Origin of the sequence: uncultured Brachyspira sp. (assembly GCF_949287625.1) — a bacterium.
Classification (GTDB): Bacteria; Spirochaetota; Brachyspiria; order Brachyspirales; family Brachyspiraceae; genus Brachyspira.
This window is the reverse complement of the sequence record NZ_CASEGO010000060.1, coordinates 1-16,532: the sequence shown is the minus strand read 5'-3', so window position 1 is coordinate 16,532 and position 16,532 is coordinate 1. Positions and strand designations below refer to the sequence as shown.

The following is a 16,532-nucleotide window of genomic DNA, read 5'->3' as shown; positions in this document are numbered from 1 at the left end:
AAGTTCTAAACTAGAAGAACAAAAAGAATATAGTAATAATAAATTAGAAGAATTATTTAGTCAAATAGAAAATAGTAAAGAAGAACAATCAAAATTCTTTGAAGAGCAAAACAATAATATATCTAAATTAAAAGAAGAATTAGATGAAAGCATTACAGAAAAAATAGATAATAATAATTCTAACTATAACAATGTAATGCTGGAACAGAACCTAAAAACTTTTAAAGATATTTCATCTTTAAGAAAAGTACATAAAGACCTTGAAGAAGAAATGCATCAAACTTATGAAGATATAAATAATAAAATTAATACACATATGGAAGAACAGAACAATAAATATGATGCATTTATCAAAACTATAAATGATATATTAGAAAAAAACAATATAAAATATGAAGAGCTCGCTGATGATTTGAATAATAAATTTAATATCAGTATTGAAGAGCAGAAAAAATATTTTGATGAAGAAAATCAAAATGCTGACGGAAGATACGAGGCATTCATTAAAAATATTAATGAAATATTAGAAAATAATTATTTAAAATACGAAGAGCTTGCCAATACTGTAAATACAAAATTAGAATCTAATAAAGTTCAAAATTACAGCAAAGGATTAAACAAAGTAAATTATAATAATCCTCAAAATGAAAAGCTGATTAATTATATAGAAAACAGACTTAATGAAGAGAGTTCTAAAAATAATAGAAGAATCAAAAAAATAGAAGACAATCAGGCAAAGAATAATAAAGAAATTAAAGAAGTGAATAAAAAAATAGGTAATGTTGCTATAGTATCTATTTCTTTATTTGCTGTTATAATAATAGTATTTTTGGCTTATCAGCTATTATAATATTTTAAGGAGGGATTAATTTTTATGGATATGTTTGACTCTAAATATAATTCCTCCGTCATAGACAAATTTGCCTATGAGAAAGAGTACTTATCATTAGGCTATAAATATATATGCGGTATTGATGAAGTAGGACGAGGCTGTTTATTCGGACCTGTTACAGTTGCTGCTGTTATAATGCCTTTAGAACTTAATAATGATATTGAAGTGTCAAGAGAAAATATCGTAGAAGAGGTTGATGACTCTAAAAAAATATCTGCTAAAAAAAGAGAAGAGCTTTATGATAAAATTATTAATAAAGCATTATGTTACAGTATATATTCGGTGGATGCAAAAACTATAGATGAGATTAATATTTATAATGCTACAAAACTTGCTATGGTTAATGCTGTTAGGGGATTAAATATAAAGCCTGATGTACTTCTTATAGATGCTGTAAAACTAGATATTGATATAAAGCAATGCTCTATAACAAAAGGAGATTTTAAATCCTACAGTATAGGCTGTGCAAGTATAGTTGCTAAGGTAGAAAGGGATAGAATGATGAATGATCTTCCTGAAGTTTATCAGAAGTATAAAGTTGCTAAAAATAAAGGCTACGGAACTAAAGAGCATATGAAAGCTATTGAAATGTATGGAGCAAGCGATATGCATAGATATTCATTTGAGCCTATAAAATCAAATTTCTCAGATAAAAAAATAGAAGATAATCTTATTTTATAATATACCTAAACAACTATCATTTGTCAAAAATTAATTTTTTTAATTTGAAATATTTGCAGGGCTTCACATTCGTGCCCCAGTTCTTTTATGACGTCTGTCCGTGCTGTAGGCAGGTGTGCCACATACGAAGTACGCCTCACTCTGTGTGCCCGAGAAGCAGGCACAGCCCGCCCACTCTGCGTGCCGACGAAGTCCAGCGAAAGGCTATATTTCTGGCTAAATTTAGTAATTTATTCTATATGTAAAACATAAATTAGTACTATTTAGTATTATTGTTACACTTGCACTTTCGCGAAGCGTATCCGAGCTTGTCGAGGATATAAGGTTATTTTTGCGGCGATAAAAAGAACAATAAAAAAATTGACAAACTTAAAAATTTTCAGCGTATATTCTGTGCTAAAAATATATAAAAAAAGAAATGACCATTAAAAGCCATTTCTTTTTTAATTTATATTTATTTTAAAATTTAAAACTATTAATTTGTTCAACCATATCTTCTATTTTTGTTCTTACTTCTTTTGTAGAACTAGCATTAGCCTCTGCTAAATTACTATTTTCGCCTGTAATAGAATTGAGCTGTCTTACAGAAACATTAATTTGATTTATACTGTCAGCTTCTATAACTGCTCTCTCTGAGATAGAGCTTAATTTAGTAAGCATATCCTGTGCTAAAGATTCTATATCCTCAAGTATTTTTGAAGAGTTTTCAACAGCTTTATTTCCAGCCTCTACTTTTGCTAAAGCATCATTAATAGTATTAGTAATATTTTTAGCTGTTTCATCAACATTCTGGGCTAAAGAACGTATCTCGCTTGCTACTACAGCAAAACCTTTACCTTGATCCCCAGCTCTTGCAGCCTCAACTGCTGCATTTAATGCAAGTATATTAGTCTGAAAAGCAATAGACTGTATAAGTTTTGTCATTTCTGATATTTTTTTACTAGATTCAGATATCTCACTCATACTGCTTATAATTTCTGAAGAGGATTCAACCCCTATTTTAGTAGCATCTGCCACTTTTACGCTCATATCCTTAGCATCATTAGACTGAATATTTGTTTCATCAAGTGATGATGATAAAGATTCTATTAAGCTAGATAATTCCTCAAGTGAAGAAGCCTGAGTATTAGTTCTGTCAGATAAATTTGTACTTCCATCTGCAACGGTATCTATTTCATTATTAATAAAATTCAAAGAATCCTGTAGAGAATGTATAGAGTTTCCAAGAGATTTCTGCATATTTTGTATAGAATTAACTAAAACACCTGTTTGGTCAGACTTTTTTAATAACTTATCTTCAAATACAGCATTGAAATGTTTATCTGTCATATTTTTTATAACATCTATAGCTCTGTCTAAAGTTTGAGATAATGGAGTAACATTTAACATAACAAGTACAAACTGAATCAATAAAAATCCTATAGCAACTACAACCATTATAATAGAAAGTGTAGTTATTTTGTTATTAAGATAAGATGAACTTCCATGTCCAACTAAAAGCCAAGGAGTATTAGGTATATCATACACAGCTGTCCATTTGGATTTACCAATATAAAAAGCATAGTTAGAACCATTAAGTCTAGGAGCATTAAGTTCTGTATATATAGTTCTTTGTTTATTGAAAAGTAAAGAGTTATCTGAATATGTAACTAACTGACCATCTTCTAATGATATATAGTATTTGTTATCACTATTGCTAAGCAAAATCTCTGATATTTTTTTAAAAGATATGTCTATACCAATTACACCTATAAAACTTCCATTTAATGTTACGCCTTTGGATATAGTAATAACTGTTTCCTTACTTTCTGCATCTATATATGGAGAGCTTATAAATATGTTGGAAGGATCTTTTTTAGCTTCTATATACCATTCTCTAGTAGTTTGGTCAAATCCTTCAATATTATCTCCATATACTATTACCAATAATCCTCCGTCTTTATATGATACAGTCCCGCTGAAATGTATATTTTTAATCTCTTCTTTTATACTTTCTAATTCCTTAAAAGAATCAAGCATTTGAGTATAATCTGTTTCATATTTACAATATGATGCTAAAACTTCTATTTGTGAATAATAATAATTAAGCCAAGTAGTAACTGATGTCTCATTCTTATACATATTAGACTCTATCGCTAAGGCAAATTCTCTTTCGTACCTAGGTATAAAATATAACATCAACGCTGCAACTATAACTATTATAAACGCAGCAAATGGAAGTAAAAATTTAAGCATTAATATATACTTCTTTTTGTTATCATTCATAAATAATTCTCCAAATATTTTAATTATCAGGTATAAATTATGATTAGGCTATTTTTTTTATTTTCAATTATAATAAATTAACATTTTTCGGAAATACTATAAAATATTATTAATTAATAATCAAAAAAATTATATTGATAATATAATAATAAAATAGAAAAAATGCAATAAAAAAATAAAATAAAAATAGGAGAGCTAAATTAATAACTCTCCCATTTTTTTATTATTTGTTTTTTACTTTTTATTATTTTTTAACATCAAGTAAATCATCGCCTATATTTACAGAAGAAGCACTTGTAACATCAACTTCAGAATAATCATCAGAATTTGTTACTATAACAGGAGTGAGTGTAGGATATCCTTCCCCCCTTATTTTTTCGATATTAAATTCTAATAATAAATCACCTTTTTTAATTTTTTGTCCTTCTTCTATATGCGAAATAAAGTGAGCACCGCCCAATTTTACAGTATCCATACCAACATGGATAAGAAGTTCAACTCCCTTATCAGAAGTTAATCCTATAGCATGTTTTGTAGGGAAGGCTGTTTCTATTATACCATCAAAAGGAGCATATACTTTGCCTTCTTTAGGTTCAATAGCTATACCTTTACCCATAGCACCGCTTGAGAATGCTTCATCTTTAACACTTTCTAATTTTACTATATTGCCTTGTATAGGGGCATATACTTTATCTACTAAAGAAGATGTTTCTTTCTTTTCTGCTTTTTCTGCAACAGGCTCTTCTTTCTTTTCTTCCTGTTTTACTATTTCTGCTGCAGTATTAGCAGTATTAACAGATACTTCTTCATCGCTTATAGGATCATGCAAATAATCTTCAAGTCTTGATTTTATTACAGTAACTTTAGGTCCGTATATTACCTGTATACCATTTCCTTTTTTGATAATACCAGCAGCACCGCTTTGTTTTAATAGAGCATCATCAACTTTAGAGGCATCAAATACTGTAATACGAAGTCTTGTAGCACAGCAGTCTACATCGCTTATATTTTTCTTTCCGCCAAGACCTGCTGTTATTAAAGGAGCTTCTTCATATTTAGAAGCTGAAGATGATATGCCTTCTTTTCCTGCATTTTTAGCAGCTTCAACATCGGATCTTCTATATAGTTTAGGCTCTTCTGTATCTGGTTCTCTTCCAGGTGTTTTCCAGTCAAATTTTTTAATTAAAGCAGAGAATAGGAAATAGTAAACAAAGAAATAAACAACGCCTACTATTACTATCCATACCCAATTAGTTTTAGCATTGCCTTGTATTATACCGAATAATAATAAGTCTATAAAACCGCCTGAGAATGTCATACCTACTGTAACATGAAGTATATGCATGAGCATGAAAGATATACCTGCAAGTATACAGTGAATAGCATAAAATATAGGAGCTACAAATATAAATGTAAACTCTATAGGCTCAGTAATACCAGTAAGCATAGCTGTTAGAGCGGCAGAGAAAAGCAAAGCACCTACTACCTGTCTTTTTTCTGGTCTTGAAGTTTTATACATAGCTAAGGCAGCACCAGGTAAGCCGAATATCATAAATGGGAATTTACCAGTCATAAAACGAGTAGCTTCTACACTGAAAGCAGTTGTAGTAGGGGATCCTAACTGAGCAAAGAATATGTTTTGAGCACCTTCTACCAAATTGCCGTCTATCATCATAGTACCGCCGAGTGAAGTCTGCCATAATGGAGTATAGAATACATGGTGAAGTCCGAAAGGTATTAATGCTCTCTCTATTATACCATAGAATAAAGTACCTATATAACCAGAACCAGCTATTAAATCTCCTAATTTATTCATAACAACCTGTACAGGAGGCCATACATAATACATTAATATACCAACTACCAAAAATACTATAGAAGATATTATAGGAACAAATCTTGTACCGCCGAAAAATGACAATACTTGAGGAAGCTCTATATTATAATATTTATTATGCAAAGCAGCTACTCCAAGACCTACTATAATACCGCCGAATACACCCATTTGAAGTGATAATATACCTACAACATTTGTAGTAGATCCATCCAAAAGTTTTTCAGCTCCGCCCATAACTTGTATCATTTTACCTATAGAAGCATGCATTACAAAAAATGCTATAGCTCCAGATAAAGCAGCAACCTCTTTCTCTTTTTTTGCCATACCTATAGCTACACTCATAGCAAATATAATAGGAAGGTTTCCGAATATGATATTACCAGCCTCGCTTAATACTGATAATATATCATAGGCAATAGTACCAGGACCTAGAATACCCATTAAATTATAGGTTTCAAGCATTGTGGTATTCGTTAATGAACTTCCTATACCTAAAAACAAGCCTGCAACAGGAAGTACGGCTATAGGAAGCATGAATGATCTTCCTACCCTTTGCAGTACACCGAAAATTTTATCCTTCATATAAAGAACTCCAGATTATTAAAATATATTTTTGATAAGAATATGAGAGACATGATAAAATAAAGTATTATGTATACTAATATCACATATAAACATCAATTCTTACTATAAGTATAATAAATTTTTTTATAATTGTATATATTTTTATCAATAATTTTTGCAATTAATAATATATCTATATTTATTTGATTACAGAATAAATTTTATTATAATTTGATACTTTATATAGTTTAATTTATAGAGATTTAATATATTATAAATAATACTTAAAACAAACTAGGCTCTTCTTGCCAAACTTTGTTTTTATACCTATTATAAACACTGTCTTCTGTGTTAAGTTCTTCTTTAGTCTTGTATGTTATGTTATATTTTTCTTCTAATGATTCTATTTTTGAGTATATTTTTTCTTTATATTCATCTTTTAAAAGCCCATCGCTTCCGTAGATATACAAATATTTTTTATAATGTTCTGGAAATGTACGCCTAACAAAGTTTAAATATATTTTTCGGCATTCTCCTCTTAATTTAAGTACATCTGTAGCACAATAGTCTATATTATATTCTTTCACTTTTTTAAAAATATTTTCAATTTCATTTTCTGTAATAAAAGGCATTACTGGCATAGTATGAACTGCTGTTACAGCTTTTGTCTTTTTAAACTCTTTTAATATATTTAATCTTCTCTCTGGGCTTATTACATTAGGCTCTATTAATGAAGACAATTTCTCATCTAATGCCGTTATTGTTGCTGCTATTCTCACAGGAACTATACTTGAAAGCTCATCTATCAAATCAAAATCTCTTAATATCAAATCACTTTTCGTTGATATGCACATTGGGGTTTTATATCTTATTAGGAGTTTTAAAACATCTCTCATAAGTTTGTAATCTTTTTCTGCTTCCTGATAATTGTCTGTAACACTTCCTAGATTAATAATATCTCTTTTCCAATTTCTTGATGATAATTCTTTTTCTAAAACTTCTGCAATATTCTTTTTGACAAATATTTCACCGAAAAAATCTTTTGAATTAATATATTTATGAGAATACACAGCAAAACAGTAATAGCATTTATGGATACATCCTCTGTAAATATTTAAATCATAGCAAAATCCATATTCATTATCTATTTTATTTAAAGCCGATTTGCAGTTAATTTCTCTGTATTTAAGCATATAAAATTTATCTCTTTAATAATATATTAAAACATTATATTTATATATAATACTGTATATTAATATTTTTATCAAGTATGTTTGTTAAAATCAAAACAAAAAATTTAAAAAAATCTTATGCATAAATATTTATAATATAAAAATATTGATTTAGAAAAAATTGATAAAACAAAAATTATTTATTATATTAAACTCATAAAAAATACTTGCAAATTATAAACATAAAATGGATAATTCATATATGAAATAATTATAATAATATTATCTAGTGAACATCTTAATAAATCTTTCCCTATATTTATAAGTTAATAATTTTTTATTGTATAGTTCTGATAAAGTTTTAATTTCGGTATTATCCATATTTTCTGTTTCTATGGCATATATATAACTATCTTCTTTAAAACCTTTTATCATAATATCAATATAATTACCAAATTTATTAGTAAGGAAAATCTTAAAGAATATTATAGAGCAGGTTAATATCAAAGAGTTTACTATTACATATATTAGTATAAACATATAATAAGGATATGTAAAATCTTTTCCGCTTCCTATAAATAAGAATCCGTTTCCCTGCATAATAGCTGCCTCAAAAAGTAAATGTGTGCTCTCAAAATCTTCCCAATCATCAGTTTTGTATTTAAGTTCATTTTCATAATAAATTGCAGCCATATTATAACTTTTGGCAAATCCTTCATATTCTAGTTTATCATTATCAGTATTTTGAGAAAAAGCAAGTTCTGCCTCATATATAATTTCATTTTTTGTGTTTTCATAATATGTAATGATCTTATTGTCAAATACCCAGTTTATTACTCCGTATAATACTATAAATATTATAGCCATAATGATAGAAATAGTTATTATAAAATATGATGATATAAGAGAATAAAAGCTGTTTCTATTTTCAGCACTAAACAAATAAAAGAAATATATTATATGTGATATATAAAATATAAATAATACATGGTATCCTCTTGTAAGGAAAGAGGCTGCAATATTTTCTCTTAAAAATACTCTGTTTAGAGAGAAAAAGTTAGTTATATAAAAAAGACCTAATATTGATAATACAAATGGTACTAAATATACAACAAGATAGAAGAAAAGTTCTATTCTTGAGTATCTGTTCATCTTATAGAAAAAAACGCATACAAAATAAAATGAGCATAAAAACTCTATAAACATTAATACTCTCATAATATAAGTATGCATATTAACTATCATGTATGCACACATTGATATTATAGTTAAAGATGATACAGCAACTGCTATAAAAGTGATATTATATTTTGCTAGTTTTTCCACTTTATTTCTCCTGTTTTTGCTTTATCATATATTACTCTAACCATTTTATAATCCAGCCCCAAGAAAGAAGCGTTGTTTACCAAGTTATACAAAGCACTTGAAAATATAGGCTGAGTATTTTCTATAATTTTATCAGTATAAGGATATGAAGCCATTATTCTTGACAAATTAAAAAGTATTGCTATTAATTTGGAAGAACTTGAAAGCTCATCATTTGTTATAGAATATGGTAAAACACTTTTAGCTGCTATTGCTATAAATATAGGATTAATATGCTCTAGTGTTGATATATTTGATATAGAATGCTCTATCATTTCTCTGGCTTTATCTATAAACTCTTTTGGTTCATATTTATATTCATAGTATATAGGAAGAGAAGCTATATAGCTTGTATGCATTATATCTCTTAATACCAAGAGTATAGATATGTAATTTATAAGCTCATTATTATTAAGTTCAAATTTATCATCATTAATAATTCTATCCTCAATACCATTGCCTTTAAGCCAAGAGATTGAGATTATCTGTCTTATTATATCATTTTCCAGTATGGTATATGTATATGATATATAGTCCAAAAAAGCTTCATTGCTGTTTGATCTTCTTATTAAGTTGATAATAGATTCTCTTTGAGCTTCTAATGTATCATCTGAACCAGGTATATGAGAAAGGAAGTCAAAATTTATTTTATTTTCAATATATTCTATAAACTTTTCATATGCATCATTTCCTACAAGCACATTATATATCCTAAAAACTTATTTTTTAATATTTTAAAATTATCTTCGGAAACTTTAAAAAAATCACTAAATATTTTAAAATATTTACATATATTTATTATTTATATGAAAATATTAAATTTGTTTGTATATTAAAACATATAATACGAATATATTTTTAGTAAAATATAAAGAATGTATAAATAGTTGATTTATTTGTATTTTATGATATTTTATTAGTGTAGTTAAAAGTTGGACTTCTTTTATGGATAAAGAAAAAAATAGCGAATCTAAAAGAATAAAAAAAAGAAGAAAGAAAAAGATAAAAAAAATTCTCAAAAAAAGAAGAAAACAAAAAAGAATTAATTATATAAATAACCTTCCATTAATAAAGTTTATGTCAAAAATAGATGATAAACTGTTTTTAAAGATTTTTAAAGATAATAGAAAAGGTCCTGTAAAAACATTTATGAAGTTTATGAGCAGAATGGGAGACGGTTATATATGGGTTTTGCTTTATCTTCTGTTTTATATGTTTAGAATAAGATATGCAGCTTTATATTTTTCAAGGGCGGTAGCAGCAGTATTTTTATGTATATTTTTATTTTTGTATATAAAAAGTTTTTTCAGCAGAATACGTCCGTATAAAAAGCATGATAAAGTACCTATAATGTATCCGCCAGATAAGCATTCATTTCCATCAGGACATACTATGGTAGCTTTTGCAATATCTTTTTGTATGGGAAGCTACAGTACATATTCTGCATTATTATTCTATCTGATAGCTTCTTTAATAGCATTCAGCAGGGTATATGTAGGACTTCATTATCCTCTTGATGTGGTATGCGGTATAATATTTGGTACTGTGATAGGTTTTTTATCTAATTTGGCTTTCTTTTATATAACAGGGCTTCCTATATTCGGTCATTTATGATAATTTTTATTTGCATTTTTTAATCTCTTTTTTATTTTATTTGACGGTATATTATTTCGCTTTTCTGCTATAAATATATAGTATCCGTTTTTTTCTTTTATCTTTACTCCTCCGAAAACAGAAGTTAATTTGTTTTTATACCAATCAAGCCTTTTAGTAACCATAACAAATTTTCCATTTAATATTAATTTATAAAAACCTTCTTCTATAAAATGCTTTGCTGTAGAAAAATCACTGTGATATGGAGGATTTGAAAGTATTAGAGAAAAATCTTTATAATTTATATTTTTAAGCCCATCGCTTTTTATAATGCTTATATTTTTTAATCCGTTTAATAAAGCATTTTCTTTTGATGTATTTACGGCATTATCATCTATATCGCACATTACAACTTTATCTTCTCCTATAATTTTTGCAGCAAGTATTCCTACTACTCCGTATCCGCAGCCCAAATCCAATACTCTGCTTTCTAAACTAAAATCAATTTCTTCAAGCATAGATAATGTTCCAGTATCTATTTTTTTGGGAGAGAAAAGTCTATCATCAGTTATAAATTGAAGTATTATATTTTTTATTTCTATATTGATCATTCTTCTAATTTTATATTGTTTGTATAAATTGTCAATTTTTATGTACAGTATAAATTAACTAAAATACTTTTCCGATAATCGTAGTATGTTTAAAGTAGATATTATATTAAAAGGAAGAGTTCAAGGCGTAGGTTTCAGATACTATGCAAAACAAATAGCTGATGAGATGAAAGTCAGCGGAAAAGTATGGAACAATTATGACGGTTCTGTTGAAGTAGTGGGGTATTTAGAAAGTAAAAAGGATATTGATGAGTTTGTGGAGAAGATAAAAATAGGTCCTCAAATGTCAAGTGTCAAAGAATCTACAGTGACTATTACTCCTTCTGACCCGCTTATAGATGAAGTTTTTGAAATTGCAAATTAATAACCTTTACTTGAACTAATAAAATTATGAAAAATGTTTTTAAATATGCATCTGTTATAGGATGCACATTCTTTAGTATTAGCTTTGGGGCTAATTATATAGATTATAAAGTAAAAAACGGCGATACTCTCTATGGTATAGCATTCGCTCATGACATGAGTGCCAGTGAGTTTTTAAAATTAAATAATATCAAAGACCCTAATGAATATAAATTAAAAGTAGGTGAAACTCTAAAAGTAAAAGAGGCTGGATATAGTTTAGTATATGATTCTGAAAATAAAGTATATGGTTTGAAAGGGGAAGAAAACAAATCATATAAAGACTATAAAGTAAAAAATGGAGATTCTTTATACGCTATAGCGTTCTCTCATGGTATGACTGCAAATGAGTTTTTAGCTATTAATAATATTAAAGACCCTAATAAATATAATTTAAAAATCGGAGAGATACTAAAAGTAGCAAATAATACTTCATCTGCTTCTAATAACTCGTCTAATTTATCTGATTCTAAAGATAATATTTCTGAAAAAAACTATGATACATACAAAGTAAAAAGCGGCGATACTTTATACGGCATAGCATTCTCACATGGTATGACTGCAAGTGAATTTTTGAAAATTAACAATATTGACGATCCTAATAAATATAAGCTCTATGTAGGAAAGACTATGTATGTAGCAAAATCAGAAAGCACTGAAAAGGAAAATAATAATTCAGTTTCTAATATTCAAAAAGAAGTAGAATACTATACTGTAAAAAGCGGCGATACTCTATACGGAATAGCTTTTCAAAATGATATAAGTGTTAATGAGTTTTTAAAAATAAATAATATAGATGATCCTCTTAAATATAAATTAAAAACTGGGGAAAAATTAAAAATATACGCTAAAAACTCTTCAAATGCACAAAGCAAAACTATAAAAACATATAAAGTAAAATACGGCGATACTTTAGGTGAAATAGCAGCAAAAAATTCTATGTCATTAAAAGACTTACTTGCATTAAATGGATTAAAAAGTAATTATGTTCTTAAAGTAGGTGATACTCTAAAATTATATGATAATGTTAATATAAATACATCATCAAAACCTTCACAGTACAGAACTTTAGAAAATTACAAAGTAAAAAGCGGAGACACTTTAAGCGAAATAGCATTAGCTAGGGGAATGGATTTGGTAGAACTTTATTCCTTAAATAATCTAAATGATAAATATATATTAAAAATAGGCGATACATTAAAAGTATATGCCAATTCTCCAAAAACATCTGCATTGGTTACATCTATATATAAAGTAAAAAGCGGAGATACTTTATATTCTATAGCCAAAAGTCATAAAATGGATTTAAGATCTCTTATGCAGCTTAATAATATAAAAAATGCCAATGAATATAAACTTTATATAGGAGCCAGCATAAAAGTACAGACTGTAAAGATGATATCATATTCATTTAATGATGACAGCATATTGCCTGAAAGTTCTTTTATATGGCCTTATAGAGGTATAATAGTTTCTGGATATGGTGTAACATCAGATAAACTTGCAAACAGAGGCATTAATATTTTGGGGGATGTAGGAGATAAGGTTGTAGCTTCTGATGACGGAATAGTTGAATATGTTGATAATGTACGGGGCTTTGGTACAGTTATTATATTAAAGCATAAAAACGGATACAATACTTCATATGCTCATTTATCAAAAGTTAATGTTAAACTTGGAGACATTGTAAGTAAAGGTGAGTATATAGGAGATATAGGAGACACTGGTATGATAGACAGAAGTGAGCTTTATTTCAAGATATCATATCAGGGAAGGGCGATAGATCCTACAAAACTGCTTCCTAGAGGCTAGTATATACCTAAACAACTATAGTTTGTCAAAATTAGTTTTTATATTTTTATTATTTTCGGGGACTGCCCACGAAGCACACAGTCATGCCACGTTCTGCGTGTTTTTGGCAGCAGCTTTTTTGTGCGGCAAAAAAGTTGATAATTTATATATAATGTACATCAGTTGACAAAATAAAACTGTTCCATTATATACTAAAAATTTTTAAGTTTGTCAATTTTTTTATTCAACTTTTTCCCGCCGTAAAAAGTTGCAAAAAGTGCAAGTAAAAAAATAATACTAAATAGTACTAATTTATGTTTTACATGTAGAATAAATTACTAAATTTAGCCTGAAATATAGCCTTTCGCTGGATCTCGTCGGCACGCAGAGCGGGTACGACTGTGAAGCCCTGCAATATTTTAAATTTAAAAAAATAATTTTTTGACAAACTATATTTGTTTAGGTATATTTTTATATAGAAACTCTTTTTTATAAAAAACATTATACTAACAAATTAAATAATATTACAATAATGAAAATTAAATGTTTTTAGTTCTATTAAATTAGAAATCATTAAAGCTATTATATATTAGTAAAGGAAAATGAAAAATGGAAATTATAAATATTTTTGATAAAACTATAATAGAGTTTGCTCATAATCTTCATGTCAATTATAAAATATTTGACTCTTTCTTTTCTTTGGCAACCAATCTAGGAGAAGGACTTACCTTAATAATTTTATCTGCTGTATTAATTGTCATAAAAAAGACTAGGATTTGCGGTATAAATATGGCTGTTAGTTTATTTATCTCTGTAGTGATAGGAGCTGTGATACTAAAACCTTTAATAGCAAGAGAGCGTCCTTTTACAGATCCTATTTATTATGAGTATTGGATAGAAGTAGGAAAACATTTAGAAACATCTTTTTCATGTCCTTCATCGCATACAACAGCTTCATTTGCCACTCTTTTTCCTATATTTTTATATTTTAATAAGAAGTACAGTTTTATTGCTGTATTAATAGCTTTAATTATAGGTTTTTCAAGAGTTTATTTGATGGTTCATTATCCAAGCGATGTTGTATTTGGGGCATTTATTGGAATAGCTGTCTCTTCTGTCATTTATATTCTTTTAAATAAAACTAATATTAAATTAATAAAAAAATTTGTATGATAATAAATAAAAAAGCCCTCATCTTAATGATAAGGGCTTATAATCATTCATTATTAACATCTAAAAAGTAAAATAATATAAATAATCATCTGAAGTATCTTCTTCATCTTCTATTTCTGAAGTTAGTATAAACTCTATAGTTATTCCTTTTTCTCTTGCAGTTTCAGTATTTAATGCCAAATTTGCTCTTCCTATCACTTTTGCAGGAGCATCTGTTATAACTATTAACAATTTTTTTTCATTGGTATAATCAAACTTTTCTAATGCCTCCTGTACAGCCTCATACATAGGTTCAGCTTTATCTCCGCCGCCTGCTGCATAAAAATAATTAACTTCTCTGTTTATAGTATTAATATTATCTGTGAAGTCTATTCTCTTTGTAAAATATGTATCTTTAACATCTCTGTAAAGCAAAAAACCTATTCTTGAACCCTTATGATTATCAAATAAATCTCTCACTATACCTCTTATATCTCTTTTTACAGCCTTTAAATACGGATGCATACTTTCAGTTGTATCAAGTACTATAACTAAATCAATACCGCCTTCATCTTTGTATCTGTTTATAACATTTTTTATACTCTTAGTAAGTTCATCTGTATCATCAGCATAGTTATTAGGAGTATTAAATGCTTTGCTTGCATTAATTAATGTTTCCATAGCTTCGCCGTCATAATAATGATTTTTTTTGTCACTATTATTTATTTGTTCTTTATTTATTTGCTCTTTTTTTGGTTCTTCTTTTTCAATAATGGAAGCAGAAGATAGTATTTTTATATCTTCATTATTATTATTTACAGGTGCATCTCTCTTTACTATCATTGTGTTTGTAGACTGCTCTATAACTCTATTACTATTATCAACAGGTCTTATTTGTACAGGACCTTCTTTTCCTCCGCTAGGCATTTGAGGAGGTAAAGTTTCTTTTTGTATATTTGTAGTTTCTAGGCAATAGTCTATAGGATAAGTAAAACTTTCTCCTTTAGTATTAAATACATTAAAAGACAAATATCTGTCTTCAGGTAATTGTCTGAAATATGCTTTAATATAAAGTTTTTTTCCTAATTCTCTATTGAAAGTATCTTCTAATACTACAGCACTATTATCATCATTAACTGTGCTTCCAAAAGAAGTATTTATCAATTTGTAGGAATTATTAGTTTTGCCTTCTCTCACATAAAAAGCATATTTTCCATTATCACCGCCTGAATAGTAAAGATAAAATGCATATAAATCTCCCTCTTTCTCTACATTTCTTAATGTAATAGTAGGTGAAGATTGATGTTCATTATTTATTCTTAATACTATTTCACTATCCAATAATTTATTATTATTAATATCATAAGACTCTAATATAATATTAATATTATCTCTTAAAGTAAATACAGAATAGGCATTTCTTCTGTCTAAATAAACTGTTTCTGGTATGAATGCCTGAAATGCTTCTCCAAGTGTATTATGGAAATCTGTATTTCTTATATTAATTATAGCATTACTGCTGCCTGTATTATTAATATAAAGATAAGAACTTTCCCCATTTGGAAGTCTCAAAAGAAACCTATATCCTGCTACGCTAGGTTTCTTTTTTATATAGATTTGATAGCCGTTTATTAAATGTGTTACATCAACATCATTTTCTGTAACACGTACAGCATAAGTGTTTACTGTACTTTGACTATATAAATTTTCTAAAGTAGTAATGAATACTACCGATAAAATAACAAATAAATATTTATATCTTATGTTTCTCATAGTTGATACCCTCTATAAATGATTATCGGTTATGGATATCATAAACCTGCATTGTTATGTTAATTGAGATGAAATATTTTTTACTTTAAGTTTACATAATATATTAAGTAATTTCAATATAATAATATAAAATGTTATTAAGTTTTATTTAAAATTATAAAATAAGAACTATTTCTGACTAAAAATTCAGTCTTTCGCCTGCCTACGAAATGGATAGAGTCACAAAAGAAGTGGTGTTTGCCGAATGCACGCAGAACGTAGCACGACTGTGTGCTTCGCAGGGCTAGTCCCCACAAATACTAAATTTAAAAATTTATTTTTTGACAAACTATATCTGTTTAGGTATATACTGAAAATTTTTAAGTTTGTCAATTTTTTAATTTATGGTATAATCAAAATATGGATTTTAATTTAACAGACGAAGAAATAAAATT

Annotated in this window: 12 protein-coding genes and 1 pseudogene; 6 read left to right on the top strand and 7 right to left on the bottom strand. The window is 27.6% G+C overall.

Annotation, left to right across the window (positions count from 1 at the left end):
- Positions 1–850: pseudogene (locus Q1X91_RS09980) on the top strand (hypothetical protein); the annotation flags it as partial.
- Positions 851–874: 24 nt separating this feature from the next.
- Complete coding sequence (locus Q1X91_RS09975) at positions 875–1,573, top strand: ribonuclease HII (RefSeq protein ID WP_300756637.1); 699 nt, start codon at positions 875–877, stop codon at positions 1,571–1,573.
- A gap of 459 nt (positions 1,574–2,032) precedes the next feature.
- Here the strand turns inward: Q1X91_RS09975 and Q1X91_RS09970 are convergent, their stop codons facing one another.
- From Q1X91_RS09970 to Q1X91_RS09950, 5 genes are all read right to left on the bottom strand, one after another.
- Positions 2,033–3,838: a methyl-accepting chemotaxis protein gene (locus Q1X91_RS09970; RefSeq protein ID WP_300756634.1), complete on the bottom strand. Its 1,806-nt coding sequence runs from the start codon at positions 3,836–3,838 to the stop codon at positions 2,033–2,035.
- A gap of 244 nt (positions 3,839–4,082) precedes the next feature.
- On the bottom strand, positions 4,083–6,257 hold the full coding sequence (locus Q1X91_RS09965) for a PTS transporter subunit IIABC (protein WP_300756631.1): 2,175 nt from the start codon (positions 6,255–6,257) through the stop codon (positions 4,083–4,085).
- A 266-nt stretch (positions 6,258–6,523) separates the two neighbouring features.
- Positions 6,524–7,432, bottom strand: a complete 909-nt coding sequence (locus tag Q1X91_RS09960) for a radical SAM protein (protein ID WP_300756628.1) — start codon at positions 7,430–7,432, stop codon at positions 6,524–6,526.
- Between the two features lie 261 nt (positions 7,433–7,693).
- Positions 7,694–8,737 (bottom strand): hypothetical protein, encoded by a 1,044-nt coding sequence (locus tag Q1X91_RS09955; RefSeq protein WP_300756625.1) that lies wholly within the window; start codon positions 8,735–8,737, stop codon positions 7,694–7,696.
- A complete protein-coding gene (locus Q1X91_RS09950; RefSeq protein ID WP_300756622.1) occupies positions 8,725–9,477 on the bottom strand; it encodes a pyridoxine kinase in 753 nt (250 codons plus the stop codon). The genes Q1X91_RS09955 and Q1X91_RS09950 overlap by 13 nt, the downstream gene beginning before the upstream one ends.
- 244 nt (positions 9,478–9,721) lie before the next feature.
- Here Q1X91_RS09950 and Q1X91_RS09945 point away from each other — a divergent pair, with 244 nt between their 5' ends.
- Positions 9,722–10,390: a phosphatase PAP2 family protein gene (locus Q1X91_RS09945; RefSeq protein WP_300756620.1), complete on the top strand. Its 669-nt coding sequence runs from the start codon at positions 9,722–9,724 to the stop codon at positions 10,388–10,390.
- Here Q1X91_RS09945 and Q1X91_RS09940 read toward each other — a convergent pair.
- Positions 10,381–10,980, bottom strand: coding sequence for a methyltransferase (locus Q1X91_RS09940; RefSeq protein WP_300756617.1), 600 nt, complete (start codon positions 10,978–10,980; stop codon positions 10,381–10,383). The genes Q1X91_RS09945 and Q1X91_RS09940 overlap by 10 nt on opposite strands.
- 85 nt (positions 10,981–11,065) lie before the next feature.
- On the opposite strand from Q1X91_RS09940, the gene Q1X91_RS09935 reads away from it, so the two are divergent.
- From Q1X91_RS09935 to Q1X91_RS09925, 3 genes are all read left to right on the top strand, one after another.
- Positions 11,066–11,344, top strand: a complete 279-nt coding sequence (locus Q1X91_RS09935; RefSeq protein WP_020003978.1) for an acylphosphatase — start codon at positions 11,066–11,068, stop codon at positions 11,342–11,344.
- Positions 11,345–11,370: 26 nt separating this feature from the next.
- Positions 11,371–13,194, top strand: a complete 1,824-nt coding sequence (locus tag Q1X91_RS09930; protein WP_300756612.1) for a LysM peptidoglycan-binding domain-containing protein — start codon at positions 11,371–11,373, stop codon at positions 13,192–13,194.
- A 588-nt stretch (positions 13,195–13,782) separates the two neighbouring features.
- Complete coding sequence (locus tag Q1X91_RS09925; RefSeq protein WP_300756609.1) at positions 13,783–14,346, top strand: phosphatase PAP2 family protein; 564 nt, start codon at positions 13,783–13,785, stop codon at positions 14,344–14,346.
- Positions 14,347–14,406: 60 nt separating this feature from the next.
- On the opposite strand, the gene Q1X91_RS09920 is transcribed toward Q1X91_RS09925, so the two are convergent.
- Positions 14,407–16,098, bottom strand: coding sequence for a vWA domain-containing protein (locus Q1X91_RS09920; protein ID WP_300756606.1), 1,692 nt, complete (start codon positions 16,096–16,098; stop codon positions 14,407–14,409).
- Positions 16,099–16,532: the final 434 nt, after the last annotated feature.

Excerpts from the sequence above, each read along its gene's own strand:
- Q1X91_RS09975 (WP_300756637.1), top strand. The coding sequence starts at position 875 with ATGGATATGTTTGACTCTAAATATAATTCCTCCGTCATAGACAAATTT.
- Q1X91_RS09970 (WP_300756634.1), bottom strand. The coding sequence starts at position 3,838 with ATGAATGATAACAAAAAGAAGTATATATTAATGCTTAAATTTTTACTT.
- Q1X91_RS09965 (WP_300756631.1), bottom strand. The coding sequence starts at position 6,257 with ATGAAGGATAAAATTTTCGGTGTACTGCAAAGGGTAGGAAGATCATTC.
- Q1X91_RS09960 (WP_300756628.1), bottom strand. The coding sequence starts at position 7,432 with ATGCTTAAATACAGAGAAATTAACTGCAAATCGGCTTTAAATAAAATA.
- Q1X91_RS09945 (WP_300756620.1), top strand. The coding sequence starts at position 9,722 with ATGGATAAAGAAAAAAATAGCGAATCTAAAAGAATAAAAAAAAGAAGA.
- Q1X91_RS09940 (WP_300756617.1), bottom strand. The coding sequence starts at position 10,980 with ATGATCAATATAGAAATAAAAAATATAATACTTCAATTTATAACTGAT.
- Q1X91_RS09935 (WP_020003978.1), top strand. The coding sequence starts at position 11,066 with ATGTTTAAAGTAGATATTATATTAAAAGGAAGAGTTCAAGGCGTAGGT.
- Q1X91_RS09930 (WP_300756612.1), top strand. The coding sequence starts at position 11,371 with ATGAAAAATGTTTTTAAATATGCATCTGTTATAGGATGCACATTCTTT.
- Q1X91_RS09925 (WP_300756609.1), top strand. The coding sequence starts at position 13,783 with ATGGAAATTATAAATATTTTTGATAAAACTATAATAGAGTTTGCTCAT.
- Q1X91_RS09920 (WP_300756606.1), bottom strand. The coding sequence starts at position 16,098 with ATGAGAAACATAAGATATAAATATTTATTTGTTATTTTATCGGTAGTA.